The organism is Alcaligenes phenolicus, from assembly GCF_032063905.1.
Classification (GTDB): domain Bacteria; phylum Pseudomonadota; class Gammaproteobacteria; order Burkholderiales; family Burkholderiaceae_B; genus Alcaligenes; species Alcaligenes phenolicus.
This window is the reverse complement of sequence record NZ_DAMBOE010000005.1, coordinates 272,237-297,140: the sequence shown is the minus strand read 5'-3', so window position 1 is coordinate 297,140 and position 24,904 is coordinate 272,237. Positions and strand designations below refer to the sequence as shown.

Annotated in this window: 26 protein-coding genes; 16 read left to right on the top strand and 10 right to left on the bottom strand. The window is 56.5% G+C overall.

Features of this window, described 5'->3' with window-relative positions; genetic code table 11:
• Positions 1–312: 312 nt before the first annotated feature.
• Positions 313–1,107, top strand: coding sequence for a uracil-DNA glycosylase (locus tag U2949_RS12785; protein ID WP_250756487.1), 795 nt, complete (start codon positions 313–315; stop codon positions 1,105–1,107).
• Between the two features lie 30 nt (positions 1,108–1,137).
• Positions 1,138–1,491, top strand: a complete 354-nt coding sequence (locus tag U2949_RS12780) for a hypothetical protein (protein WP_257723410.1) — start codon at positions 1,138–1,140, stop codon at positions 1,489–1,491.
• 214 nt (positions 1,492–1,705) lie between these two features.
• On the opposite strand, the gene lipA is transcribed toward U2949_RS12780, so the two are convergent.
• Positions 1,706–2,710: a lipoyl synthase gene (gene lipA / locus U2949_RS12775; protein ID WP_021447088.1), complete on the bottom strand. Its 1,005-nt coding sequence runs from the start codon at positions 2,708–2,710 to the stop codon at positions 1,706–1,708.
• Positions 2,711–2,909: 199 nt separating this feature from the next.
• On the opposite strand from lipA, the gene U2949_RS12770 reads away from it, so the two are divergent.
• Positions 2,910–3,701, top strand: coding sequence for an enoyl-CoA hydratase (locus U2949_RS12770; RefSeq protein ID WP_257723409.1), 792 nt, complete (start codon positions 2,910–2,912; stop codon positions 3,699–3,701).
• A 72-nt stretch (positions 3,702–3,773) separates the two neighbouring features.
• On the opposite strand, the gene lipB is transcribed toward U2949_RS12770, so the two are convergent.
• The 5 genes from lipB to U2949_RS12745 all read right to left on the bottom strand — a co-directional run bounded on the left by lipB (position 3,774) and on the right by U2949_RS12745 (position 7,626).
• Positions 3,774–4,436, bottom strand: a complete 663-nt coding sequence (gene lipB / locus U2949_RS12765; protein ID WP_026483773.1) for a lipoyl(octanoyl) transferase LipB — start codon at positions 4,434–4,436, stop codon at positions 3,774–3,776.
• Positions 4,437–4,454: 18 nt separating this feature from the next.
• The gene (locus tag U2949_RS12760; protein WP_009460108.1) at positions 4,455–4,727 is read right to left on the bottom strand and encodes a DUF493 family protein; all 273 of its coding nucleotides are present in this window, start codon (positions 4,725–4,727) and stop codon (positions 4,455–4,457) included.
• Complete coding sequence (locus U2949_RS12755) at positions 4,724–5,596, bottom strand: D-amino acid aminotransferase (RefSeq protein ID WP_009460109.1); 873 nt, start codon at positions 5,594–5,596, stop codon at positions 4,724–4,726. The genes U2949_RS12760 and U2949_RS12755 overlap by 4 nt, the downstream gene beginning before the upstream one ends.
• Positions 5,597–5,620: 24 nt before the next feature.
• The gene (locus tag U2949_RS12750) at positions 5,621–6,850 is read right to left on the bottom strand and encodes a D-alanyl-D-alanine carboxypeptidase family protein (RefSeq protein WP_321288111.1); all 1,230 of its coding nucleotides are present in this window, start codon (positions 6,848–6,850) and stop codon (positions 5,621–5,623) included.
• A gap of 125 nt (positions 6,851–6,975) precedes the next feature.
• Positions 6,976–7,626, bottom strand: coding sequence for an alpha/beta hydrolase (locus U2949_RS12745; RefSeq protein ID WP_321288109.1), 651 nt, complete (start codon positions 7,624–7,626; stop codon positions 6,976–6,978).
• Positions 7,627–7,683: 57 nt separating this feature from the next.
• On the opposite strand from U2949_RS12745, the gene U2949_RS12740 reads away from it, so the two are divergent.
• From U2949_RS12740 to U2949_RS12725, 4 genes are all read left to right on the top strand, one after another.
• Positions 7,684–8,553: a biotin--[acetyl-CoA-carboxylase] ligase gene (locus U2949_RS12740; RefSeq protein WP_009460113.1), complete on the top strand. Its 870-nt coding sequence runs from the start codon at positions 7,684–7,686 to the stop codon at positions 8,551–8,553.
• Positions 8,554–8,591: 38 nt separating this feature from the next.
• Entirely contained in the window at positions 8,592–9,428 is an 837-nt protein-coding gene (locus tag U2949_RS12735) for a type III pantothenate kinase (protein WP_321288106.1), read from the top strand.
• Positions 9,429–9,771: 343 nt separating this feature from the next.
• Complete coding sequence (gene galU / locus U2949_RS12730) at positions 9,772–10,602, top strand: UTP--glucose-1-phosphate uridylyltransferase GalU (RefSeq protein ID WP_026483778.1); 831 nt, start codon at positions 9,772–9,774, stop codon at positions 10,600–10,602.
• Positions 10,603–10,856: 254 nt separating this feature from the next.
• Positions 10,857–11,066, top strand: a complete 210-nt coding sequence (locus U2949_RS12725; RefSeq protein ID WP_026483779.1) for a cold-shock protein — start codon at positions 10,857–10,859, stop codon at positions 11,064–11,066.
• A 155-nt stretch (positions 11,067–11,221) separates the two neighbouring features.
• On the opposite strand, the gene U2949_RS12720 is transcribed toward U2949_RS12725, so the two are convergent.
• Together U2949_RS12720 and waaC are read right to left on the bottom strand one after the other, a co-directional pair.
• Entirely contained in the window at positions 11,222–12,547 is a 1,326-nt protein-coding gene (locus U2949_RS12720) for a 3-deoxy-D-manno-octulosonic acid transferase (RefSeq protein WP_321288104.1), read from the bottom strand.
• 185 nt (positions 12,548–12,732) lie between these two features.
• Complete coding sequence (waaC, locus tag U2949_RS12715) at positions 12,733–13,734, bottom strand: lipopolysaccharide heptosyltransferase I (protein WP_026483781.1); 1,002 nt, start codon at positions 13,732–13,734, stop codon at positions 12,733–12,735.
• Positions 13,735–13,858: 124 nt separating this feature from the next.
• On the opposite strand from waaC, the gene U2949_RS12710 reads away from it, so the two are divergent.
• The 8 genes from U2949_RS12710 to U2949_RS12675 all read left to right on the top strand — a co-directional run bounded on the left by U2949_RS12710 (position 13,859) and on the right by U2949_RS12675 (position 21,973).
• On the top strand, positions 13,859–14,758 hold the full coding sequence (locus U2949_RS12710; protein WP_026483782.1) for a LysR family transcriptional regulator: 900 nt from the start codon (positions 13,859–13,861) through the stop codon (positions 14,756–14,758).
• A 100-nt stretch (positions 14,759–14,858) separates the two neighbouring features.
• Positions 14,859–15,662 carry a putative hydro-lyase gene (locus tag U2949_RS12705; RefSeq protein ID WP_026483783.1) on the top strand — a complete coding sequence of 268 codons (804 nt, stop codon included), beginning with the start codon at positions 14,859–14,861 and terminating at the stop codon, positions 15,660–15,662.
• A gap of 111 nt (positions 15,663–15,773) precedes the next feature.
• On the top strand, positions 15,774–16,820 hold the full coding sequence (locus tag U2949_RS12700; protein WP_026483784.1) for a TRAP transporter substrate-binding protein: 1,047 nt from the start codon (positions 15,774–15,776) through the stop codon (positions 16,818–16,820).
• Positions 16,821–16,951: 131 nt separating this feature from the next.
• Entirely contained in the window at positions 16,952–17,572 is a 621-nt protein-coding gene (locus U2949_RS12695) for a TRAP transporter small permease subunit (RefSeq protein WP_026483785.1), read from the top strand.
• Positions 17,569–18,852, top strand: coding sequence for a TRAP transporter large permease (locus U2949_RS12690; protein WP_321288101.1), 1,284 nt, complete (start codon positions 17,569–17,571; stop codon positions 18,850–18,852). Before U2949_RS12695 ends, U2949_RS12690 begins: the two co-directional genes overlap by 4 nt.
• 33 nt (positions 18,853–18,885) lie before the next feature.
• Positions 18,886–19,569: a DUF2848 domain-containing protein gene (locus tag U2949_RS12685; RefSeq protein ID WP_009460123.1), complete on the top strand. Its 684-nt coding sequence runs from the start codon at positions 18,886–18,888 to the stop codon at positions 19,567–19,569.
• Positions 19,570–19,611: 42 nt separating this feature from the next.
• A complete protein-coding gene (locus U2949_RS12680; protein ID WP_035268539.1) occupies positions 19,612–20,967 on the top strand; it encodes an amidase in 1,356 nt (451 codons plus the stop codon).
• 70 nt (positions 20,968–21,037) lie between these two features.
• A complete protein-coding gene (locus tag U2949_RS12675; RefSeq protein WP_026483788.1) occupies positions 21,038–21,973 on the top strand; it encodes a DMT family transporter in 936 nt (311 codons plus the stop codon).
• 12 nt (positions 21,974–21,985) lie between these two features.
• Here the strand turns inward: U2949_RS12675 and fmt are convergent, their stop codons facing one another.
• Together fmt and def are read right to left on the bottom strand one after the other, a co-directional pair.
• Positions 21,986–22,927, bottom strand: a complete 942-nt coding sequence (fmt, locus tag U2949_RS12670) for a methionyl-tRNA formyltransferase (RefSeq protein WP_321288098.1) — start codon at positions 22,925–22,927, stop codon at positions 21,986–21,988.
• A gap of 5 nt (positions 22,928–22,932) precedes the next feature.
• Entirely contained in the window at positions 22,933–23,451 is a 519-nt protein-coding gene (gene def / locus U2949_RS12665) for a peptide deformylase (RefSeq protein WP_026483790.1), read from the bottom strand.
• Between the two features lie 167 nt (positions 23,452–23,618).
• On the opposite strand from def, the gene dprA reads away from it, so the two are divergent.
• On the top strand, positions 23,619–24,785 hold the full coding sequence (gene dprA, locus U2949_RS12660; protein ID WP_321288095.1) for a DNA-processing protein DprA: 1,167 nt from the start codon (positions 23,619–23,621) through the stop codon (positions 24,783–24,785).
• Positions 24,786–24,904 lie beyond the last annotated feature (119 nt).

Genomic DNA, 24,904 nt, shown 5'->3' with positions numbered 1-24,904 from the left:
AGACAGACAGACAGACAGACAGACAGACAGACAGACAGACAGACAGACAGACAGACAGAAAAGATAAGAATGCAGTTGCAATCGTGGGGAAGGCTACACAAGGCCCCGGCTATCACCATGGGCCGCTGATCTGAAACCTGGTCTACAACACTCTATATAGAGCGCCGGTCATCCCTCTATATATAAAGGCGTACCAAGCACCTACTTTTGACCGACAAACCCCTCTCTATATAGAGACACCCCATCCAAGCAGATAGGTAGGCCACCTCTCCCCTATTACAATAGGCGGACAAATAACTCTGTATGCAGACTATGGCCCGCTCATCTTCTCAAGCCCCTGCGGCACAGCTCAGCCTGATTGGCGAGGAACTACTCTCCGGCAATCTCCTGACCGAGAACATCCTGAATCAAATTGCCCGCCTTCCCAGCGACTGGCGTGCCACATTGGATCGCCCGGAGCTGCAAGACATATTGGCAACTCTGGCCAAGTGGTTGGACAAGGAGTGCCAGGATGGCGCCTCTATTTACCCGGCCGCCCCTTTCCGCGCACTGGAACTGCTGCCATTGCAAAAAGTCAGCGTAGTGATTCTGGGCCAGGATCCTTATCACGGGCCCAATCAGGCACAGGGCCTGTCATTTTCTGTGCCTGACACCTGCCCGGCTCCACCCAGTCTGCGCAATATCTTTAAAGAGTTGGAGCTGGAGTATCCCGACACCGCCTTGCCAAGCAGTCATGATCTGAGCAACTGGGGTCGGCAAGGTGTCTTGCTATTGAATACATCGCTGACTGTAGAAGATGGTTTGCCTGCCTCTCACGCCAAGAAAGGCTGGGAGCAGATTACTGACTCCCTGCTGATGAACCTGGCCCAGCAGACTACACGCCCTATTGTTTATATGTTGTGGGGTGCCCACGCCCAAGCCAAAGAAGCACTGATTCAGCAGCACTCCCAGCATCCTTACCTGATTTTGAAAGCCAATCACCCTTCCCCCTTGGCTGCTCGCCGCCCCCCTGTTCCTTTTATTGGTTGCGGTCATTTCCAGCAAGCCAATGAGTGGCTCAAAGAGCAAGGCGTCGCTCCCATACAATGGTTTGCCACCGGCGCTTGACCATCTGTTCCCCTTACCTGATCCAGAACCATGCCTTTAAGCCCTGCCAATCCAGAATTAAGCTCTCAAGAACAACATGCTCTTTGGTCGAACGAACTGCTCGAACAATATAGCTGGCAATTTCAGGGAGAAACGCCATTTGCCGTCCCCTTAAGCAGCCTGCCCTTGCTGGATGAATTGTTCAAGCTTGTGAACGAGACCATCAAGGACTCTTTTGATCGCTCTTTATTCTGCTGGACTGATCTTAAACAAGACAGCAAAGGTCTGACGGCCTGGTATCTGGGCGTCGAAGATTACGACGAAGTGCTGGAGCCTTATATAGAGAGTTTGTCTACCAAGGCCCTGGCCCGGAGTGGTGCAGTAGAAAGCCCACCGTCCGAATAAAAAGACACCGGCAAGCATTGATACAGGCAGCCAGGGATACATGCCCCAAAAACCGCTAACGACTCTCCGGCCTGCTGGCTGCCCTGGAAGCTGTAAAAAAAGCAGGCGCGGATCAACAACACCGGAAAACCCGGAAGACATAAAAAAAAACCCGGCGCCAAGGCCGGGTTCTTCAAATAAAAGCCAAGTCTTAAAAAGACCTGTTCTCTTATTTTTAAGGTTGCACACCTGCTGCGTGCGCCTGCTGGTCTGCATGATAGGACGAACGCACCATGGCACCAACCGCCGCATGGGTAAAGCCCATTGCATAGGCCTCGCGCTCAAACATCAAGAACTCATCAGGCGTCACGTAGCGCATCACTGGCAAGTGGTGGCCGGATGGCTGCAAATACTGGCCAATGGTCAGCATATCAATATCGTGAGCACGCATATCGCGCATCACTTCCAGAATCTCTTCGTTGGTCTCACCCAAGCCAACCATCAAACCGGATTTGGTTGGAATGTTTGGATGCAGCTTCTTGAACTCTTGCAGCAGTTTCAAGGAGTGGTGGTAATCCGAACCCGGACGCGCCTGCTTGTACAAGCGAGGTACCGTTTCCAGGTTGTGGTTCATCACATCTGGAGGGCAGGCATTCAGGATGCCCAACGCACGGTCCAGACGTGCACGGAAGTCCGGCACCAGCACTTCAATGGTCGTAGTAGGCGAATGCTCGCGCACCTGACGGATACATTCCACAAAGTGGGCAGCGCCACCATCACGCAAGTCGTCACGGTCTACGGAGGTAATAACCACGTAGGACAACTTCATGGCACCAATGGCCTTGGCCAGATTGGCGGGTTCATTCTCGTCCAGCGGGTCAGGACGGCCATGGCCCACATCACAGAATGGGCAACGACGTGTGCACTTGTCGCCCATGATCATGAAGGTGGCCGTGCCCTTGCCAAAACACTCCCCGATATTGGGACAGGAGGCTTCTTCGCACACCGAGAACAGCTTGTGCTCGCGCAGAGTTTCCTTGATCTCGTAGAAACGGGAGTTCGGTGCAGCCGCCTTCACCCGAATCCAATCAGGCTTTTTCAAACGCTCTGCCTGCACGACCTTAATGGGAATGCGCGAGGTCTTGGCCTCGGCCTTCTGCTTTTGCGTTGCGTCGTATTCGACAACGCGAGGGCGCACAGTAGGTTTGGAATCGACGGACGTATCTGTAGGGGTGGTCATAGGCGTCTAAATAGAAAAACAGCGTGCGGGCAACATCACTAAACGATGGGCGCAGTGGTCAATTGTAGCTCCTTCGCTTTACAAGCGCCTAGAACAAGGGCGATAGTTTGTACCAGACCCCTCTAATATAAGGGTCGACTTAACGATGCAGCAACACCCGAGAATAAAACCTGCACATACTATAAGTACGGAGACTTGCATGTCACAAGAGCACCTCGCCGATCCCGTCCTGCTGGAACAGCATCAGGGACTGGCCCGCATCACCTTGAACCGGCCGGCCAAGTACAACGCGCTGTCTGAAGAGGTGTTGGACTCTTTACAACACATTCTGGACAAGCTGGCTCAGGACCCCAGCTTGCAGTGCGTCATCATTCAAGCGGAAGGCAAGGCCTTTTGTGCCGGGCACGATCTGAAACAGATGCGCTCCAAACCCGAACACGACTATTACCGTGATCTGTTCAGCCGCTGCAGCCGCGTCATGCAAGGTGTGCTGGCCTTGCCCGTACCGGTGATTGCTCGTGTGCAAGGGCTGGCCACTGCAGCGGGCTGTCAGCTGGTTGCTACCTGCGATATGGCTGTGGCCACCGAGTCCACTCGCTTTGCAGTATCAGGCATTAATGTTGGCCTTTTCTGCTCCACCCCTGCTGTTGCCCTGTCGCGCTGCGTGCCACCCAAGGCCGCCATGGAAATGTTGATGACGGGCGAATTCATCAGCGCCCAACGAGCTCAAGAGCTGGGGCTGATCAATTACGCGGTAGCCGAAGACCAGCTGGATCAAACCGTACAGAAACTGGCCGACAGCATCATGGCCAAGAGTCCGGTCGCCGTCCGCGCAGGCAAGGCCATGTTCTACCGCCAGCGCAGCCTGGCTCTTGAACAAGCCTACGACTACGCCGGTCAGGTCATGGCTGACAATATGATGAGCAATGATGCCTGCGAAGGTATTGATGCTTTTATCGAGAAACGCCCGCCACACTGGAGCGGAACCTGAAGCGGCACTTGACGAATAAATAACAATATAAAGATGAGCGCCGCCACATGCGGCGCTTTATAGCTGCGCTATTTAAGCTGCCGCTGCCTGTAGGCGCAGAGCCATCGCTTGCGATAGATAATCAGACAAATACTGTGCAACCTCGTCCATGGGGACCACGACGCCTTGCGAACGCATATCTGTTGTTTGCAGCCCTTCATAACCACAGGGATTGATGCCGCTAAAGGGGCTTAGATCCATACCGATATTCAAGGCCAGGCCATGGTAAGAGCGACCATTGCGAATCTTGATACCCAGCGCGGAAATCTTGGCCAACTCTTGGCTTTGCGCAGCTTGTGGTACGTAAACTCCTGGTGCCCCTGGCTTGCAACAAGCGCCTTCGACACCAAAATGCGTCAGACAGGCAATGACCGCCTCTTCCAGCAGGCGTACGTATTCTTTGACGTATAAGCCTACCCGGCGCAGATCAAACAGGCAGTACACCATCAGCTGCCCAGGGCCGTGATAGGTAATCTGCCCGCCTCTGTCGGTTTGCACCACGGGGATGCCACCGGGGTTCAGCAGATGTTCCGGCTTGCCGGCCTGCCCTTGAGTGTAGACAGGCGTGTGCTCGACAAGCCAGATTTCATCTGGAGTCTCCGGCTCGCGCTGCTCGGTAAAGTTGCGCATTGCCTGCCAGATAGGTTCATAGGCGCTAGGCCGCTCAAACCACTTGATACGAACTGAGTCGGACATGAACGCCTGATCCCTGCTTTACATCACCACACGCACCAGATGATGCGCATGCAGGGCACGATAAAGATTGTCCAGTTGCTCACGCGAGACAGCGCGCACCGTGAAAGTCAGGCCCGTGTAGTTGCCTGCCTTGCTGGGACGCACCTCAATAGTGGCAGCGTCAAAGCCTGGGTCGTGCTCCAGCACGATAGCCAGTAATTCGTCTTGCAGGGTTTCGTGAGTCTGGCCCATGACTTTGATAGGAAAGTCACTAGGGTATTCGATCAACGACTCTTCGGGGGAAATTGTCATGCTTGCTCCGCAGCCTTGATGGCCTTGTCATAGCCTTCACGTAATTTGGCAAAGACAGGGCCGGGTCGTCCGTCACCGACGGGCTGACCGTTAAATACAACGATGGGCAGCACCTCTTTGGTGGCTGACGTCATCATGATCTCGTCGGCAGTGTCGACCTCTTCACGAGAGATCTGACGCGCCTGAAAAGCGATGCCCGCCTGGGCGGCCAGCTCTTCCATCAAACTGTAGCGAATCCCTTCCAGGATCAAATTGTTGCGCATGGGTGCCAGCAAAGTGCCGTCGCGCACAATCCAGATATTGCAGGAGGCCCCTTCGGTCAGAAAACCGTCTCTGAACTGAATGACCTCATCCACGCCGGCTTCAACCGCCTGCTGCTTGGCCAACACATTGCCCAGCAGAGAAACGGATTTTATATCGCAACGCAGCCAGCGTTCATCTTCAATAGCCACTGCCTTCAAACCCGTTTCGCGTTCTTGCTGCACACGCTTGAAGGGCGAGACCATGATGAAGATGCTGGGCGGCACATTGCTGGGGAAGGCATGGTCGCGCTTGGCAACACCGCGCGTCACCTGAATGTAGACCATGCAGTCAGCACCCCGGCCCGATCGTGCCAGCATATCCAGCACCAGCTTTTCCCACTCACGTCGAGTGAAAGGATTGGTAATGCCCACCTTGGCCAGACTGCGCTCCAAGCGCCCCAGGTGCCCATCAATACGAAAAGGTTTCCCGTGATAAGCAGGCACGACATCGTAAATGCCGTCGCCAAAGATAAAGCCACGATCCAGTACCGAGATCTTCGCTTCACCCAAGCGCACAAAGTCGCCGTTCAAATAAACAATGCTGTCGGGGTCAATGCCTGCAATCATAGGATTTAGCCTCGCACCAAGGAATTATTCAAACATCAAGCGCACTTTGTCGGCCATACGACCAAAAAAGCCTGCCTCGGGCACATCTTGCAGCACCAGCAAAGGCTGCTCTGCCAAAACTTTGCCATCCAGGGACAAAGTCAGTGTACCGACCTTGTCACCCTTGCTCAACGGAGCCAGCAAAGGCTGGGTATAGTTGGCAACCGGCTTGATTTCCGAGGACTTGCCACGAGGAACTGTCAACCACAAGGCTCCTTCTGTACCCAGGCCTACATTCTCGACCTCACCTTCCCAAACGCGGGCGGTGACAGCAGGATTGCTGGCGTCGTACAGCTTGACCGTTTCAAAGTTCTGGAAGCTCCAGTTCAGAAGCTTCAGGCTGTTTTCTGTACGGGCGGCATCGTTCGCTGTACCCACGACAACCGACACCACACGACGACCATCGCGCAAGGCCGTCGACACCAGGCAGTAACCTGCCGATTGGGTATGGCCAGTTTTCAAACCATCAACTGTATTGTCCAGCCACAGCAGGCGGTTACGGTTGGGCTGCTTGATATTGTTGTAGGTGTACTCTTTTTGGCTGTAGTAGTGCAGATACTGGGGGAAGCGGGCAACCAGTGCCGCAGACAGCACGCCCAGATCACGTACCGAGGTCAGATGCTCGGGGTCAGGCAAGCCGGTGGAGTTCTTGAAATGCGTAGCCGTCAAACCCAGCTTGGCGGCTTCTTCGTTCATCAAGGCAGCAAAAGCACCTTCGCTACCCGCAACGGCTTCGGCCAAGGCAACAGAGGCATCATTGCCCGATTGCACGATCACACCTTGCAGCAGATCATTCACGGCCACTTGCGAATTAACTTTCACGAACATGCGCGAACCTTCGGTGCGCCATGCCTTGTCCGAAATCACAACGGTCTGATCCAGCTTCAGGCGACCGGATTCCAAAGCATCAAAGACCAGATAGGCCGTCATCAGCTTGGTCAGGGAGGCAGGCTCGACCTGTTCGTTCAGCCCTTCTGCCGCGATGATCTGGCCACTATTAACGTCCATGGACAACCAGGCACGTGCCGTCAGGCTAGGTGCGGGTACAACGGACAAATCACCTGGCAAGGCAGGCGTCTGAGCGCCAAGCACTTGAGCCGATTCTGTCGGTGCAGGGGTTTGAGTCTGTGCCTGAGCCACCATAGGCAGCGCCAGGGCAAGTGCCACCACACAACGAGAGAGGACTGGAGATGCAAATTTTTGAATAAAAGTCATGGAAAAAATCGATTGCTTTGACAGTGGCGGAAAGAACCCATTATGGCAGAGCCATCTGGGCCTGTGAGGGGCAAGGCCCCTGAGTCTGAACAGGAAAACGCAACGATTTGAAAGCAAAACCCGGCTTAGGTTCCAAGCCCGGCCAAATGACGGCTGACCAACTCACGCAGCTGAATCAGCTTGCCATGAAAAAAGTGGCCGGCCTCTGGCAGCACAACCATGGGCAACTGATGCTCACGCGCAAAGTCCATGCCTTCCGACAAGGGAACGACATCGTCGGTTTCACCGTGCACTAGCAAGGTATCGGCAGGAGGGCTGACATCCCGGAAGCGGAAACGATTGACCGCAGTACCAGTCAGGATGAAGGCGCCGGGCAAAGGTGCCTGGGCTTCCTGCAGGCTGGCATACACTTGAGCAGCGACTGCAGTGCCAAATGAAAACCCGGCCAACATGGATGGGCCAGCGCTCCACTGCGGGAAATGTGATGGGAATTGCTCAATCAAAGCCAGCATATCGGCAGTTTCGCCGCGGCTGCTATCGAACTCCCCGGCAGACTTGCCGACACCACGGAAATCCGGGCGTACTGCCAGCAAACCATGTTGAGTGGCACTGCGCGACAAGGTTGTCACCACTTTGTTGTTACGTGCCCCACCATGCAAAGGGTGAGGATGCAGCAACAAGGCCCAACCCTTGGGCTCGCCTGCTGGCCAGTCCAGAGCACAGTCAATAACACCGGCCTGGCCGGAAAATTGGATTGTATCTACGCGTTCAGACATGCTCAGATCAAATATCACATAAGATTACGTTTAACTCATCCAGTGTACCGGATTGTCATGAATACCTCTTCTGCATTCACCCTACCCAGCCCGCGCGATATGGTGGCAGAGCTGCGTACGCGCTTGCCACATTTTCCCCAGATACGCTGGGTAGACTCGACCGAATCGACCAACGCCGATTTGCTTGCCCTGGCTCGTCAGGAATCCGGGCCGCGTGTGCGTCCCTGGTTGCTGGGCGCACATCTGCAAAGTCGTGGTCGTGGGCGTGCCGGACGCACATGGGAAAACAGCGTCGGTGCAAACCTGATGTTTTCCTGTGCCTTTGATATTTTTCTGCCTGCGCGGCAGCTGCCTACTCTTTCGCCGCTGTCCGGTCTGGCAACGACGGAAGCGCTGCGCCAGTTTCTGGAACCGGCAGTGCGTAATCGTCTGGCCATGAAATGGCCGAATGACGTGCTGTGGGATCAGGCCAAACTGTCCGGCATTCTGGTTGAGGCGACCCGCGCCAGTGCAGCGCCCAGCTCCAGTGACCATCATGTGGTGATTATCGGCATAGGCCTGAACCTGCGTGAAGCAGAGACCATCAGCCAGAACACGCAACGCGCCATTGCAGACTGGACCAGCATTGCTGAACACTCCCAGCAAGCGTCTCTGGCACGCTGCTCGGACCTTGTGGCCAAAGTCGCGCAAAGCCTGTACCTGAGCCTGAACCATGTCACAGCCCACGGTTTTGCTGATCTGCCTACACGCTACGCGCAAGTTGACGCACTGATTGGCCAGCAAGTCCATATCATTGACAACGGCCAAGTCCTGCATACAGGCATCGTGACGGGCATCAATACCTCGGGGCAATTATTATTGCGCCACCCCGATGGTTCCGAACGTGCGGTCACAGTGGGCGAAGTTTCCGTTCGCGCTCACCGCTGATCGCTATACTGCACTCTTTTTAGCTCTGACGATCCGGCATGACCCTGCTCATCGACTCTGGCAATACCCGTATCAAACTAGGGTGGTGTCATCCTTTAAGCGGCGCGCGCGAAAGCCAGCCGGTTAGCGTGCATGCCGACCAATTGGATCAATTGGCGGTTTGGCTGGAGGCAGGCCAGGCCCCGCTGCAAGAATTCGCCCAACAAAAAGGTGTGCAAGCACTAGGGGTGAATGTGGCCGGGCCACAGGTCCAGGCGCAAATTGATGCGGCCGTCAGCCGTCTGGGCTTGGGCCCGGTACGCTGGTTGCAGGCCCAAGAGCAGGCTTTCGGGCTGCACAACGATTATGAACAGGCTGGCCAATTGGGTGCCGACCGCTGGGCCTCCTTATTAGGCTTAAGCGATTTGCTAGCCCAGGAATACCCGGTCGACCAAGGCGCCTTGCTGATCAGCTTTGGTACTGCTACCACGATTGACTTGCTGGGACCTGCACAAAATGGAGTGCGTCACTTTTTAGGTGGCTCCATTCTGCCCGGTCCCAGCTTGATGCTGGCTTCACTCAAGCAAAATACGGCGCAGCTTCCTGAGGCGCATGGGCAAACTGCGGCGTTCCCACGCAATACTCAAGAAGCTATCAGTACCGGGGTTGCTGCCGCACAGGCTGGAGCCGTGTTGCGACAATGGGAGAAAGGCCGTCAGCATCTGGGACACAGCCCATTGGTCTTTTTGGCGGGCGGTGGCCGCGCACTGGCTCAGCAAGAACTGTTAGAGCAATTAAGTCATCATTGCCGTTTGCTCAATATAGAGCCCCCCCATCTACACGAGCTGGAAACTCCTGCCTTGCGGGGTCTGTCGCTGTTTGCGGCGCACCCGTAAGTCGATTCGAGCTTATAACCGTCCCTCTACCCCCTCTTGCCCGTGAACTGCCGGTGACCCATAGATACGATTGGCATTAAAACGGATGAACTTAAACTCCCCTACCCGTACAATCTTGGGTTGAACTGTACTTTTCAGGGCATTTGCGATGCGACTGCTTTTCATACTGATCCTGGTGGCAAACCTTGCCTTGCTGGCTTTTGGGCAAGGCTTTTTTGGCACGCCCCCCAGCGAACAAGGCCGTGAGCCTAGACAGTTTTCGCAGCGTAACCAAGATGCCATTCAACTTGGAACCCCGGCCCATCCGACGCCAGCTTCCCCTTGATCCTCGATTGACGACACTATGAAACCCATACGCAAAGCAGTTTTCCCCGTCGCCGGTCTAGGCACACGTTTTCTGCCCGCCACCAAGGCCATGCCCAAGGAAATGTTGCCAATTGTCGACAAACCACTGATTCAGTACGCTGTCGAAGAGGCTGTCGCCGCTGGAGTCACAGAACTGATCTTTATCACTGGCCGCAACAAGCGAGCTATTGAAGATCACTTTGACAGCATCCCGGAACTGGAACACGAACTGGAAGGCAAGAACAAGCTGGAATTGCTGGATGCCGTTCAAAACATCATTCCCAGCCATGTCAGCTGTATTTACACCCGCCAGCCACGCGCGCTGGGTCTGGGCCATGCCGTGCTGTGCGCTGCACCGATCGTGGGCAACGAGCCCTTCCTGGTCCTGCTGGCGGACGACCTGATCGACGCCACCACACCTGTATCGCGGCAGCTGGTTGAGGCTGCGCATCAATACAACGGAAGTATTGTGGCAACTCAAAATGTAAATAGAAATGAAACAAATAAATATGGAATTGTTTCGGGTAATTTAGTCGACTCAAAAGCAACTCGACTTAATGGAATTGTTGAAAAGCCCGCACCCGAAGTAGCCCCTTCTACACAAGCCGTTGTAGGCCGTTATGTATTGGAACCGGAAATATTTGACCACCTGCGACGCACTCAAGCAGGGGTCGGTGGAGAGATTCAATTAACGGATGGAATTGCCAGTCTTTTGGAAAGCCGTGCGGTATATGCATATGAATATGAAGGCACACGTTACGACTGTGGTAGCAAGTCCGGTTTCTTTCATGCTACGCTTGAATTTGGTCGTAAATACCACGGACTTTAACGAGGGGCGCAGAGGGGTCCGTTACGATAACAAGCTTGGTTGCAATTGTTGATCAAACACTGCCTTAAAACCACGCAGAGGGTCGATTTAGCTTGACTTACAGGTTAAATACCCCCTACGATTGGCGGTGCAGGATTTCAAGTTCGTCGAAGTTTGTTCAATACGGTATTGTTTCTAATACTCATTGCCCTGATTTTTACATCTTGACAATCTTTTTTGAGCAGATTGCTCGTCATTTTTAGGGAATGCAGGAAATGCAAACAGAAACCGGTATCGTGAAATGGTTCAATAACGAAAAAGGCTACGGCTTTATCTCCCCCGACAACGGTGGCAAAGATCTTTTCGTTCACCATTCCGACATCTTGGGCACGGGCTTTAAATCCTTGGAAGAAAACCAGCGCGTTTCGTACGTGTCGGCTGAAGGCCAAAAGGGTCCACAAGCTAAGAGCATCCAAAAACTGTAAATCGATCTCGATCAGTTTTTAGATCTCAAAAAAGCCCGCTATATGCGGGCTTTTTTATTTAACTTGATTCAACTCAAGACGAGCTGTCCTCAAATCGCCACAAATTCCAAAACACGTAAAACTAAATACTTATTAGCTAATAAACAGCCACGTATTTAATCGCGGATTTGTGCCAATCCAGAAAGTACACGCTGCACTGCGCCTTCGTGCATTTGAACCCAATGCAAACCCGCATCAGCCATTTTGTGATGACGTGCTGGATCATCTACTAGCTCCAGTGCCTGCTGCAACGCCAAGGCTGGCGTACCCGCACGTATCGCAGCGCCGGCCTGCATGGCATCTTGCATGGCTTGGGCAAAATTATGAGTATGCGGACCCACAATCACAGGGACACCCACTGCGCAGGCCTCGATAAAGTTCTGCCCGCCCAAGGGCTGGAAGCTGCCCGCCACAATGGCGACTCGTGCCAGGCCGTAATACCAGTGCATTTCACCTAGGGTGTCGCCCAGCAGCACATCCACTTCACGACAAGCCTTGATAGCACTGGTGCTGGTATCACCCTGCTCCAGCAACCCGCTACGCCGCACAGAACGCAAGCCTAACTGATTCAGATAATCTGCCGCTTCTTCAAACCGCTCCGGGTGACGTGGAATCACAACAAACAGGACTGGGCTATGCAGCTCGCTCCCATGCTTGCGTTCACGGCGCAGGTAATGGGCAATGGCATCAATGAAATCGACATGCTCAGTCTCGCGTGTGCTGGCGATCACCACCACACGCCGCCCCAGATCGCTGGCAAAGCCACGGCCACGCGCAATCTTGTCCTGTGGCAAAACCACATCAAACTTCAGATTCCCTGACACGCGCACGCCTTGTGCACCCGCCAACTCCAGACGCTGTGCATCAGCCAGGCTTTGGGCATAGATCAACTTGAAGGAGCGGTAGGCCTCTCGCATGACCGAACCTGCTTTCAGGCTGGTACGCAATGCACTTTCCGAGAACCGGGCACTGGCCAACATCATGGGAACACCTTGCCGGCGTGCCGCAGCCAGTAGATTGGGCCATACCTCGCGTTCAATCAGCACCCCGGCACATGGCCGGTAATGGGCAAAAAAACGTCGTACCGAGCCGGGAAAGTCGTAGGGTAGCCATTGTTGCAGCAATTGCCCGCTGGCAATCTCAGCCGCAAACGCAGTCGCACCTTCTGTACGGCCCGTAACTGTCATATGGGTTAACAGGACCGTCTCCCCCTGATCCAGCAAAGCACGAATCAAAGGCTGCGCCGCACGCGTTTCACCCAGGCTGACCGCATGCACCCACACCGGGGCTTTCCTGGGCGCAGGCAGCGAACCATAAAAACCAAAGCGGGGACCCGATAACACCTGCCATTCGCCACCCGCTCGACGGGCACGCAAGCCCATCCAGGCCATCAAGGCTGGAGACAATATGCGAATAGAGGCGGTATAAAAAAATCGGTTCACCCGCTTAGCCTCAGTACGAAATCAGCAGCAGCCAAGCCACGCTCGGCGCTACCAGGAAGACGAATAGAAAATAATGTCAGGCAGACAAAGGGCCTGCGCCCAGGCGGGGCTGCAGGCCCCTTAGCATCGCGTATTGTAAGCACAAAGCCAGCTGACAAAAAAACGAATTGGCGATCAGACCCGAACTAGCCTTTTGGCGCGTCCAACAAGGCCGCCTCCGGCACTCCTGTCCGCCCCAGCGCCTGATCGATGGCACAGAGCACGGTTTCCGCTGAAGGAGGATGCCCACGCTCGCCCAGGCTGGCGGTGTAGGCGGAACCTTCCAGGGGGGTACGCACTGGGGTCGAGGCTTTATAGATACCAATGGTAGGACGGCCCAAACCGGCTGACAAATGCGTCAGACCACTGTCCAGACCCACCATGACTTGCGCTCCAGCCAATTGCAGAGCGATAGGCGTCAAATCCATTCGTGGCATCACCTGAGCCTGGCTGCGACCGACAATCAACGCCTCGGCACGGGCGGACTCGGCAGGGCTGCCCGCCAACAAGCGCAGTGCCATCCCTTCCCCTTGCAGGCGATCAAAGACCTGTTGCCAGTTCTCCGGCTCCCAGAGCTTATCGTCGCGGCTGGCCGACGGCATGATGATAGCGTAAGGATCCTCGTCCTTGGGGGCTTGCGCGGCCAAACCCTGCAAACCAAAATCAGGAGCGCCTTCAAACTGATAGCCAAAGGCAGACGCGGCCAAGCTGCGCTGACGGAACACAGCAGGCTGCCAGAAACCGACGCGATGACGCACATCGTAGAACAGCGAGGCCAGCGGTTCACGCGCCGACTTCCAATCCAGCCCATGACGACGGCCTTTAGTCTGCCGTACCAGCCAGATGGATTTCATCAGCGCCTGCATATCCAGCACAACATCGTATTGGCGTGATTGCAGTTGTTCGCGCAAGGCGGCGCGTTCCTGGCGCGTCTGGGCAGACCACCATTGTTTGCGCCAGCGCCGATGCGCCACCGGGATCACTTCATTTACTGCCGGATGCCAGCCCGGAATCTGAGCAAAGCTCTCTTCTACGAGCCAATCAATTTGTGCACCGGGCACATGGCGTGCAATGTCCGAGATTGCTGGCAGCATATGCACCAGATCTCCCAAAGAGGACGTACGCACAATCAGTATCTTGCAAGTCATGGGCGAATTATAGTGGTGGCCGCGTCCAATCAAACAAAGATGCAGAAAAATATCCGCCTGCTCTACTTATGCCCGCCAATTGCCATCAGGCATAATAAGACTGCCTATTTTCTGGACCGGAAACATGATTGATCTCAAACAGATCGAAGCCTTTGTATGGGTTGCCGAGCTTGGCGGTTTCCGGGCAGCTGCCGAAAAACTCAACACGACCCAACCGTCTATTTCTCAGCGTATCGCCGGACTGGAATCCAGTCTGGAGCTGCGCTTGTTTGATCGGGGTGCCCGGGGCATCAAGCTGACCGATAAAGGCCAGGAGTTGTTGTCGCACGCACAGCGCATGCTGGATCTGCGTACCGAGATGCTGCGCGCCGCCAAAGAGCAGAACGCCATCCGCGGCCTGCTGCGTCTGGGGGTGGCTGAAACCATTGTGCAGACCTGGTTGCATGAACTGATCGACAAGCTGCATCAGGAATACCCCTCCCTGGTCATTGAAATCCACGTGGACACAACGAGCGTGCTGCGCCAGCAACTGGCCAGTTTCCAGATCGACATGGCCATGATTGTGGGCGTGGGTCAGGACCCCAAAGAGCAGTGCATTCGACTTTGTGCTTATCAGTTAGGCTGGGTCGCCAGCCCCGAATTGAAGCTGCACGGCCGAAAAGTCAGTGTTTCAGAGCTAGGGGTTTACCCTGTAATCACCTATCCCTCGGGTAGTGTTCCTTACCTGGCCACACGCGAAGCTTTGCTGCGTGCCGGCGTCAAATCCCCCCGTATTTTTGGCAGCGCATCCCTGAGCACAATCGTGCAAATGACGCGCCACGCAATGGGTCCAAGCGTACTTGCACCGGACGTCATAAAAGACGAGCTTTCCGAGGGAAAACTGCGTCTTTTGAAGGTTGATCAGCCACTGCCGGCGATCGAATTTTTTGCCTGTTGGATGGACTCGCCGGACAGTCATATTGCCCGCGTCGTCGCCGATCATGCGCAAGCGATCGCCCAACAATACGTGCAGTCCGATAAGTAATCTTTATGGCCTTGGATTCAAACATACGATTGGACACACATTATCCGATCGGTTGCAATCCGATGCTGTGATCAACCCCCTTTTGTGCGAGTGGTCATTCATGAACCTGCAAACCCTGCCTGTGTTGGCGCCCGAGGCCGAAAAATGCCGCGAGCTGATCCGTCAAGAAACCCATACTGGTCCTACTGCAGGACTGGCGGCAGGCTATGTGCAGGCCAACCTGATGATCCTCCCCAAAGACTGGGCCGATGAGTTCTTGCTGTTTTGTCAGCGCAACCCCAAACCCTGCCCTTTATTGGCAGTGACCGAACCGGGTCAATTCCAGGTTCCAACCTTGGGGGGCTCGATTGATCTGCGCACGGACTTCCCTCGTTACCGTGTCTGGCAGAACGGCGAGCTCAGCGCCGAGCCGCTGAACATCGAAGATGTCTGGCGCGATGATCTGGTGTCCTTTCTGATTGGTTGCTCCTTCTCCTTTGAAGAAGCGCTGCTGGCCGACGGAATTGATGTGCGCCATATCAGCGCGGGTGTGAATGTGCCCATGTATCGCAGCTCGATCCAGACCCAGGGCACACAGCGCCTGTCCGGCCCGTTGGTGGTGTCGATGCGCCCCATGCGTGCTGCCGATGCCATTCGTGCCATTCAGATCACTTCGCGCTTTCCGTCCGTGCACGGCGCCCCGGTTCATATCGGCGACCCGTCCCTGATTGGAATCAGCGACCTGCAACAACCCGACTATGGCGATGCTGTGCCAGTCGGCCCCGACGAATTACCCGTTTTCTGGGCTTGCGGCGTCACCCCTCAAGCCGTTGCTGCCCAGGCCAAGCCGCAGTTTTGTATCACACATGCCCCTGGCCATATGTTGATTACCGATCTGCCCAACACACGGCTGGCCGCGCTGTAAGCAAGATTTGACCGGCACCCCCGGTCGCCCCTTTGGTTTCAATATGCAGCCCCTGCAAACAGGGAGCGCACTCTATCAACCATACAGCTGGACCGCTATTAGGAGCACCTTATGAAAAAAATCGTACTGACCTCCCTGGCTTTAGGCTCGCTGGCCCTGGGCTCTGCCGCCATGGCCCAGGAACTGCCCAAGACTTCTTTGAAAGTTGTCGGTGGCTTGAGCAACCTGACCGCCTACCAGAACACAGAGCAGCCCTTCTGGGCCAAGAAAGTGCCTGAGCTGTCCGGTGGCCAGATCACCGCTGATATCAAGGGCTTTAACGACATGGGCCTGAAAGGTCCTGAAATCATGCGCTTGATCGGTCAGGGCGTGATTCCTTTTGGCACGGCTACCCTGGCTTACTTCGCCAGCGACAACTCCATTAACGAAGCCATCGACCTGGCTGGCCTGGCTCCCGATATCGAAGTGGCCAAGAAGCTGACCGACGCCTTCACCCCTGCTTACGAGCAGTTCTACGCCAAGAACAACGTCAAGGTACTGGGTTTCTCCACCTACCCGGCCCAGGTTCTGTTTTGCAACGGCAACTTCAACGGCCTGAGCGATCTGAAAGGCAAGAAAGTGCGTACCAGCAGCCGTACACAGGCTGAATTCGTTCAGGCTCTGGGCGGCAACAGCGTAACCATCCCATTTGGTGAAGTGGTTCCTGCCCTGCAAAACGGTGTGGTCGATTGCGCCATTACCGGCTCCATGTCCGGCTACTCGGCCAAGTGGTACGAAGTCAGCTCCAAGCTGTACGAAATGCCCATCAACTGGAATCAGCAGATTCACGCAGCCAACCTGGGCACCTGGAACAAGCTGGACCCCAAAGTTCAGGAATTCCTGGCCAGCAACATCAAGGCCATGACCGAAGAAATCTGGGCGGCCGCTGCCAAGGAAACGCAAGAAGGCTATGACTGCAACACTGGCGCCGACACTTGCACGCAGCCTCTGAAAGGCAAGATGACTCTGGTCAAGCCTACAGACGCTGACCGCGAACTGCTGAAGAAAGTCATGAGCGAAACCGTGGTGCCCAAGTGGGCCGATCGCAGCTCCGCTGACACTGTGGCGGCCTTTAACGCCAGCCTGAGCCCGATCCTGGGCTTTGAAGCCAAGAAGTAATCTGACTTGATGTCACTGCCAACTGACGCTACCCCTCGCGTCAGTTGGTGGCCCAGCACCTGGGCCCACCCTGTCTCCAGGGCCTACTCGTCCATTTATAAGCTCCCTGAACCCTATACGGGTTAGACGCCATGGAAAATACCGAAAAATTCGCCATGCTCAACCGCCTGCTGGCTGGTGCTACCAATCTGTCGCGCTACGCCATCTGGTTTGCTGGCAGCCTGACCTTGATCAGCGCTCTCTACATCACGGCCGATGTGCTGTTCCGTAAATTCAGCGGACGCTCGCTAGGCGGCTCCGATGAGTTGTCTGGCTATGCCTTTGCCATCAGCATCTCCTGGGCCTTGTCCTTTGCCACCTTGCAACGCGCCAATATCCGTATCGACGCCATCTACCAGCATCTGCCCGTGCGCCTTGCCGCCCTGCTGGACTGGATTGCCCTGGTCGCACTTTCGGTCTTTATTGTGTATCTGACCCTGTATGCCACCAGCGTGGCCGACATTTCCTGGACCAACCAGTCCACGGCGAATACAGCAATGGGCACTCCCCTGTGGATTCCCCAGTTTCTGTGGGTCGCAGGCCTGATCTGGCTGTGTGTCGTCCTGGCACTGATGCTGCTGCGCTCCAGCCTGGCCCTGATCACGGGTGACCTGAACGCCATCCAGAACCTGTGCGGCATTCGCAGCACCCAGGAAGAAGCCCTTGAAGAAGCCGAGGCCGGCCAACGCATGGTCCACGGAGACACCAAATGATTAGTACTGCACTGACTCTCCTGCTCGTTCTGATCGGACTGAGCATTCCCGTGGGCGCTGCCCTGGGTGTTTTGGGCCTGATTCTGGACCCGCTGTATTCCATGCTGCCCCTGACCGGCGCATTGGGCGAAATTTCCTGGGGCACCAGCAACGAATTCCTGCTGGTGGCCATTCCCCTGTTCATCATGCTGGGCGAGATTCTGCTGCGCTCGGGCATGGCTGAACGCATGTACAACGCCATGAGCCTGTGGCTGTCCTGGCTGCCCGGCGGCCTGATGCACGCCAACATTGGTGCCAGCGCCCTGTTTGCCGCCACATCCGGTTCCAGCGTGGCCACTGCCGCCACCGTGGGCACCGTGGCCCTGCCACAAATCAAGAAACAAGGCTATAACGAGCCTCTGTTCCTGGGTAGCCTGGCCGCTGGCGGTACCTTGGGCATTCTGATTCCGCCTTCGATCAACCTGGTGATCTACGGTGTACTGACCAATACTTCTGTGCCCAAGCTGTACCTGGCCGGCATCATCCCCGGTTTGGGCATGGCCTTGCTGTTCATGTTGGCAATTGCTGCTGCATGTATGGTCAAACCCAAATGGGGCGGTGCGAAGATCCAGGCCTCCTGGGGCCAGCGTTTTGCCAGCCTGGTGCACCTGGTTCCACCACTGGGTATTTTCCTGCTGGTCGTGGGCTCGATTTACGCCGGTGTTGCCACCCCGACCGAGGCTGCTGCCCTGGGTGTGGTCGGTGCTCTGATTCTGGCTGCCTTCTCGGGCCGTATGAGCTGGAACATGATCAAGGAAGTGCTGGAAGGCACCATGAAAGCCACCGCCATGATCATGCTGATCGTGATCGGTTCGGCCTTCCTGAACTTTGTCATGTCCGCCACTGGCCTGACCAATGCGCTGACCGACGCCATCACGGGCCTGGGTGTCTCGCCCATGGTCATGCTGATGATCATCGTAGTGTTCTACCTGGTGCTGGGCTGCTTCATGGAAACCCTGTCCATGATGATCACCACCATCCCTATCGTGGCTCCCATCATGATCGCCCTGGGCTTTGATCCGGTGTGGCTGGGTATTGCCATCATCATTCTGGTGGAAGTGGCGCTGATCACTCCGCCTGTTGGTCTGAACCTGTTTGTGGTCCAGAGCCTGCGCAAGAGCGGCAGCATGAATGACGTCATGATGGGCAGCCTGCCCTTTGTGATCATGCTGCTGGCCATGGTGGGCCTGCTGGCTATCTTCCCGGATCTGGCTTTGTGGCTGCCACGCCTGTTCGGTTAATCCCAATCTGTCTTTGAGTAAACGAGTACTGCTATGCGTTTGACCTTTGAACTGGCCCAGGCCACCCACACTGAAATCATCGAAGCTGATTTGCAGCACTGCATCGTGGCCGGCTGGGCTGGCCGCGATCTGGCTGCCATCGAGCACCACATTGAAGAGCTGGCCGAACTGGGCGTACCGCGCCCTAGCTCGGTGCCTTTGTACTACCGCATCGCCGCCAACCAGATGATCCAGGATGCCGACATCCAGGTCGTGGGCTCCGGTTCGTCCGGCGAGACCGAAGTGTTTGTGTTCAACCACCAGGGTCGCCTGCTGGTCAGCCTGGCCTCGGACCACACGGACCGCGTACTGGAAGCCCACAGCGTGGCCCTGTCCAAGCAGATCTGCGCCAAGCCCGTTGCCCGCGAAGCCTGGTTGTTCAGCGACGTGGCCGACTACTGGGACGAGCTGATCATCCGCGCCTACATTCAGGAAGACGGCAAGGAAGTCCTGTACCAGGACGGTCCCTTGTCCACCCTGAAGAATCCGCTGGAACTGATCGAAGGCTACTTCCAGTCCACCACCATGCCTGAAGGCTTTGGCATGACCTGCGGTACGGTCGGTGCCATCGGTGGCATTCGTCCTGCTACCCAGTTCACCATGGAACTGTATGACCCCCGCCGCGAACGCAGCATCCGTCATACCTACGTAACCGAAATCCTGCCTGAAGTAGCCTAAACTGGCCCAGCCCGCCCCACCCATTTATTTTGCGAGTGACCCATGCTAGCGACTATTACCGAATTGCAACGTGCTCTTGATCGTGGCGAAACCACCTCGGTCGAACTGACTCAGCAAGCCCTGGACCGTATCCAGGACGAAAGCCGTGACGGCGCTGCCACGTTCATCGAAGTGTTTGCTGAACAGGCTCTGGCCGCCGCCAAAGCCTCCGACATTTTGCGCGCTGCCGGTTTAAGCCGCTCGCTGGTTGAAGGTCTGCCCATGTCGGTCAAGAACCTGCATGACATCGCGGGCTGCATCACTCTGGGTGGGTCGGCTGTACTGAAAGACGCCGAACCGGCCGAACAGAACGCCACCATTGTGGAGCGCCTGCTGCGCGCCGGTGCCATTCTGATCGGCTCCACCAATATGACCGAGTTTGCCTTCTCCGGTCTGGGCATCAACCCCCACTACGGTACGCCTCGTTCCGTTTGGGACCGTGACAATGCCCGCATCCCGGGTGGTTCGTCCTCCGGCGCCGGTGTCGCGGTTGCCCAGGGCATGTCGGTTTTCTCCATTGGTACCGACACGGGCGGCTCCATCCGTATTCCTTCGGCCTTTAACGGCCTGACCGGCTTCAAACCCACCGCCGAGCGCGTTCCCAGCGAAGGCACCATGCCTTTGTCGCGCAGCCTGGACTCCAATGGCCCTCTGGCTGCCTCGGTAGAGTGTTGCGCCATTGTGGACTCCATCCTGACCGACCAGCCTTATGTGCCCGTGGCAACGCCTGCCCTGGACACCTTGCGTCTGGCCGTGCCCAAGACCTTTGTGTTTGACGGCATTGATGAAACCGTGCGTGCTGCCTTTGACCGCGCTATCGCCCTGCTGCGTGAGCAAGGCGCTGTAGTCGAAGAAATCAATTTGCCCGAATTTGACCAGCTGCCACAGATCAACCGCAAAGGCGGCTTTGTCTGCGCCGAAGCCTGGTCCGTGCACCGCGACACCCTGCAAAGCAAGGGCGAGCAATACGACCCACGCGTAGCCTCCCGCATCCTGCGCGGCAAGGACATCGATTGCGCCGACTACATCGAACTGCAAGACACCCGTCAGGCCTGGATCAGTGCGGTGGAAAGCCGTCTGGAGCGCTACGACGCCGTTCTGATGCCTACCGTGCCCGTTGTCGCGCCCCGCATTGCCGATCTGAAAGAATCGGACGACGTCTACTTCGCCACCAACGGTCTGGTCCTGCGCAACCCCACCCTGATCAACTTCCTGGACGGCTGCGCCCTGTCGCTGCCTTGTCATGCCGCTGATGAAGCCCCTGTGGGCCTGATGGTGGCAGCTCCTGCCTACCACGACGAACATCTGCTGGCAGTAGGTTCAGCAATCGAACGGGTATTACCCCTGCGCAAACGCTAATCCGGTAAGATTTACGTTCGTTCCAGGACGGCCATCCGGCCGTCCTTGTGCTTTTCGTCAGGAGCCTGTCATGAGCACACCCCAGTCCTCCTCCTTGCCCCAGACCCTGACACCCACGGTCTTTCCATTGGCGGGGGTGCTCATTCTGATTCTGTCTTCCTGGGCCCTGTCGGGTCTGGATGCCAGCGGCAAATGGATCATGGGCTTTGGCGTGCCACTGCTGGTGATGTGCTGGTTTCGCTACGTCGTCCACCTGGGACTGGTGCTGGCGCTGGTATTGCCGGTCAAGGGCCGCAAGATCCTGCGCAGCTCCCGCCCCAAAGCACAAATTCTGCGTGGCACAGTGATGATGCTGTCCACCTTCTCGTTTTTCAACGCCTTGAGCTACCTGCCTCAAGCCGAAGCTACCTCCATCAACTTTCTGGCGCCTTTGCTGGTGCTATCCGTTGCTCCCTGGATTCTGAAGGAACCGCCGCGCATCAGCCGCTGGGTGGCTGCCGGAGTCGGCTTTCTGGGCGTGCTGATCATCATCCGGCCTACTGCTGGCCTGCACCCAATAGGGGTGCTGTTTGGTTTGATGACCGCCTGTCTGTTCGCCACGCAATTTATCGCAACACGTCGCGTGGCCGTGGACAATTCGCTGACCACCCTGATCTGGAGCGGTGCAGTCGGCAGTATCTGCCTGACCATTGCCTTGCCCTTTTTACTGCCCGCCGCCCTGCCTGCCCTGAAAGAGCTGAGCTTTTTCCAATGGTTGATTCTGATTTCGACCGGACTGTGGGGTTGTCTGGGCCATCTGCTGCAAATCCAGGCCTATCAACGCGCCTCGGCGTCTTTGCTGGCCCCATTTGTGTATCTGCAAATTGTGGCCGCAGCCGCGCTGGGGTGGCTGATCTGGGGTCAGTTTCCGGATATCTTTACCTGGATCGGGATTGCCGTGGTGTGTACCAGCGGCATTGTGATTGGGACTCTGGAGTGGCGGCGCCAGAGCAGAGCTGGCGCCTGACCCCTGCAGGACTTAGCGAGACTGCCAGCCCTGCACAAAGACGGCGACGGGCTGACGCTTGGAACCGGCTTTTTGCAGCTCCAGCAAACGCAACACACCTTCACCGCAAGCGACATCAATACCTTGGGCACTGACGTTCATAACCTGACCAGGTTCTGCTGAATGCTTCTGCTCTAGCGCCTGAGCGCGCCAAACCTTCACGGGCTGCTCCAAACCGGGCAGGGACAGGGTAGAGCCAGGCACCGGGTCAAACGCGCGAATACGGCGCTCCAGTTCCTTGGCCGGCTGGCTTAAATCCAGCACTGACTCCGCCTTGGACAGTTTCTCAGCGTAGGTCACGCCTTCTTCTGGCTGAGGAGTCGCTTGCAAGGTGCCATCACGCACTTGCTGCAAGGCTTCCAGCAAGGCCTGTGCCCCCAGCTGCGCCAAATCGTCATGCAAGGCTGCGGCACTGTGATCATCACGAATCGCCAGCTCGCTGCGCACCAGCATATCGCCGGTATCCAGGCCTTCATCCATCTGCATGATGGTAATGCCCGTGGCCGCATCACCCGCCTGAATCGCACGCTGAATCGGTGCCGCACCGCGCCAACGAGGCAAGAGACTGGCGTGAATATTGAAGCAACCGTAGCGCGGCAGCTCCAAAGTCCACTTGGGCAAAATCAGGCCGTAGGCGGCCACCACCATCAGATCCGGCTGTAAATCCAGCAAGGTCTGGCGGGTCTGAGCTGCTTCCTCGGGATACTTGCCATCCAGACGCAAGCTATGCGGCTGCAGCACCAGGATATTGGCGTTCACAGCGGCTTGCTTGACCGGGCTGGGACTAAGCTTCATGCCACGGCCAGCTGGACGGTCTGGCTGCGTCATGACCAAAGGAACATCAAAGCCCTGCGCTAACAGGGCCTCCAGGGCGATACGGGCAAAATCCGGGGTGCCGGCAAAAACAATACGCATGGCGACTATTGTCCTGCCTTCAGTGCTTCACGCTGCTGCTTGCGCAGACGGCTGCGGATACGCTCACGCTTGAGCACGGACAGGTACTCCACAAATACCTTGCCATCCAGGTGGTCCAGCTCATGCTGAACACACACGGCCAGCAGGCCATCGGCTTCTTTCTCGTACCACTCGCCTTTTTCGTTCTGAGCCTTGAAGCGAATACTGGCGGCGCGCTCCACCTTGTCGTAGGTATCAGGGACAGACAGGCAGCCTTCTTCGTAGACCTTCAGCTCTTCGCTTTTCCAGGTGATTTCCGGGTTGATCAGCACCAGCAATTCATTGCCGCTTTCCGATACGTCAATGACCACCACGCGCTCGTGCACGTCAACCTGCGTCGCGGCCAGTCCTACGCCGGGCGCGTCATACATGGTCTCGGCCATATCCTTGACCAGTTTGCGAATACGGTCGTCGACCTCCTGCACAGGTTTGGCCACCGTGTGCAGACGTGGGTCAGGAAATTTAAGGATAGGAAGCAAAGCCATTGTCATGTCCGAAGAAAAAGCGATAAGTCGATATAATAAAACAAGTTTCAGGGCGGCACCCGATTGCCCCGGCACCACACGAAGCCCTAGCAAAAAAACGGTCTTCACCCTGGATGAAACAGTCCAGGCCAAACAGAACAATTATCGGTTTCGTGCCACACTACCTTATGTCTCATTATTTTAGCTCGGGTGAAACCTCGGATGAAATCTCGGAAGAATTGCGTGCCTGGTTGCGCCTGTCGCTAGAGCCAGAACTTGCGCCCGCCCAGGCCCGGCAATTGCTGGCTGCCTGCGGGCTGCCGCCGCAGATCTATCAAAGTTCGGTTCAAACCCTGTCGCGCCATATCCCAACCGAACTGGCTGTGCAGCTAAGCCAGGAACCACTGGACGAGCTGCAGGCGCAGATTGAACAAGCGGTGGCATGGCTCAAGCAAGCCAATCACCATATCGTGACGCTAGCTGACCCCACCTATCCCGCCTCCTTGCTGGACCTGCACGACGCACCTTTGCTGTTGTATGCCAACGGCGATCTGGGAGTCTTGCAACGCAAAGGACTGGCTATTGTGGGAGCCCGCAATGCCACCCAATCCGGTCAGGAAATTGCGACAGATTTTGCAGCTACTCTGGCAGCCAGGGGTTGGTGCATTATCAGCGGCCTGGCCAGCGGCATCGACCAGGCGGCACACAAGGGAGCGTTAAAAGCCGGCCCTTCTTCCGCAGGCACTATTGCCGTAATGGGGACGGGGCTGGACCTGGTCTACCCGGCAGCACACCGCGATCTGGCTCATCAAATCAGCGCTCACGGTCTCTTGCTAAGCGAGTTTCCTTTGGGCACCCGCGCCATGCCCCACCACTTCCCACGCCGCAACCGCATTGTGGCGGCTCTGGCCAAAGGCGTACTGGTGGTAGAAGCCGCAAAACAAAGCGGGTCCCTGATCACGGCCCGGCTGGCCGGAGAGCTAGGCCGAGAGGTTTTTGCCATTCCAGGTTCCATTCATTCCCCTTTGGCACGCGGCTGCCATGCCTTGATACGTCAGGGTGCCAAGCTGGTGGAAAGCGCCCAGGACATTCTGGATGAACTGGGCAATGTGCAAGGCGACTTTAATCTGGATGCAGCTCCCCAATCTGGCGCAAAGCCCAACCCCTATGAGGCCTTTCCCGAGGAATTGCGCCCTATTCTGGAGCGTATCGACTTTGCGCCACTCAGCCCCGAACAGCTGATGCGGCGTACAGGGCTGCTCGCGACCGAGTTGCCTGCTGTCCTGGCCGAACTGGAGCTGGCCGGCTGCATAGAGCCTCTGGCAGACGGGCGATTCCAACGCATCAAGCCCTAGGAGCCGGCAGGACCACACTGCAGCATGGTCTGCCCATTTACATCGAAACCCCGGCCACGTCGCCTGCTTATAGGGCTGTTCCTAGGGGGCCAGCCCTGGCCTTCAAGAGGTATCATGAC

Coding starts and splice junctions, on each gene's coding strand:
- U2949_RS12705 (WP_026483783.1), top strand. CDS start 14,859: ATGAACCTGCAAACCCTGCCTGTGTTGGCGCCCGAGGCCGAAAAATGC.
- U2949_RS12685 (WP_009460123.1), top strand. CDS start 18,886: ATGCGTTTGACCTTTGAACTGGCCCAGGCCACCCACACTGAAATCATC.
- U2949_RS12745 (WP_321288109.1), bottom strand. CDS start 7,626: ATGTCTGAACGCGTAGATACAATCCAATTTTCCGGCCAGGCCGGTGTT.
- U2949_RS12755 (WP_009460109.1), bottom strand. CDS start 5,596: ATGATTGCAGGCATTGACCCCGACAGCATTGTTTATTTGAACGGCGAC.
- U2949_RS12750 (WP_321288111.1), bottom strand. CDS start 6,850: ATGACTTTTATTCAAAAATTTGCATCTCCAGTCCTCTCTCGTTGTGTG.
- U2949_RS12740 (WP_009460113.1), top strand. CDS start 7,684: ATGAATACCTCTTCTGCATTCACCCTACCCAGCCCGCGCGATATGGTG.
- lipA (WP_021447088.1), bottom strand. CDS start 2,710: ATGACCACCCCTACAGATACGTCCGTCGATTCCAAACCTACTGTGCGC.
- U2949_RS12675 (WP_026483788.1), top strand. CDS start 21,038: ATGAGCACACCCCAGTCCTCCTCCTTGCCCCAGACCCTGACACCCACG.
- U2949_RS12680 (WP_035268539.1), top strand. CDS start 19,612: ATGCTAGCGACTATTACCGAATTGCAACGTGCTCTTGATCGTGGCGAA.
- U2949_RS12785 (WP_250756487.1), top strand. CDS start 313: ATGGCCCGCTCATCTTCTCAAGCCCCTGCGGCACAGCTCAGCCTGATT.
- U2949_RS12725 (WP_026483779.1), top strand. CDS start 10,857: ATGCAAACAGAAACCGGTATCGTGAAATGGTTCAATAACGAAAAAGGC.
- U2949_RS12780 (WP_257723410.1), top strand. CDS start 1,138: ATGCCTTTAAGCCCTGCCAATCCAGAATTAAGCTCTCAAGAACAACAT.
- U2949_RS12710 (WP_026483782.1), top strand. CDS start 13,859: ATGATTGATCTCAAACAGATCGAAGCCTTTGTATGGGTTGCCGAGCTT.
- U2949_RS12695 (WP_026483785.1), top strand. CDS start 16,952: ATGGAAAATACCGAAAAATTCGCCATGCTCAACCGCCTGCTGGCTGGT.
- waaC (WP_026483781.1), bottom strand. CDS start 13,734: ATGACTTGCAAGATACTGATTGTGCGTACGTCCTCTTTGGGAGATCTG.
- fmt (WP_321288098.1), bottom strand. CDS start 22,927: ATGCGTATTGTTTTTGCCGGCACCCCGGATTTTGCCCGTATCGCCCTG.
- U2949_RS12735 (WP_321288106.1), top strand. CDS start 8,592: ATGACCCTGCTCATCGACTCTGGCAATACCCGTATCAAACTAGGGTGG.
- U2949_RS12690 (WP_321288101.1), top strand. CDS start 17,569: ATGATTAGTACTGCACTGACTCTCCTGCTCGTTCTGATCGGACTGAGC.
- U2949_RS12770 (WP_257723409.1), top strand. CDS start 2,910: ATGTCACAAGAGCACCTCGCCGATCCCGTCCTGCTGGAACAGCATCAG.
- U2949_RS12700 (WP_026483784.1), top strand. CDS start 15,774: ATGAAAAAAATCGTACTGACCTCCCTGGCTTTAGGCTCGCTGGCCCTG.
- def (WP_026483790.1), bottom strand. CDS start 23,451: ATGGCTTTGCTTCCTATCCTTAAATTTCCTGACCCACGTCTGCACACG.
- dprA (WP_321288095.1), top strand. CDS start 23,619: ATGTCTCATTATTTTAGCTCGGGTGAAACCTCGGATGAAATCTCGGAA.
- U2949_RS12760 (WP_009460108.1), bottom strand. CDS start 4,727: ATGACAATTTCCCCCGAAGAGTCGTTGATCGAATACCCTAGTGACTTT.
- galU (WP_026483778.1), top strand. CDS start 9,772: ATGAAACCCATACGCAAAGCAGTTTTCCCCGTCGCCGGTCTAGGCACA.
- lipB (WP_026483773.1), bottom strand. CDS start 4,436: ATGTCCGACTCAGTTCGTATCAAGTGGTTTGAGCGGCCTAGCGCCTAT.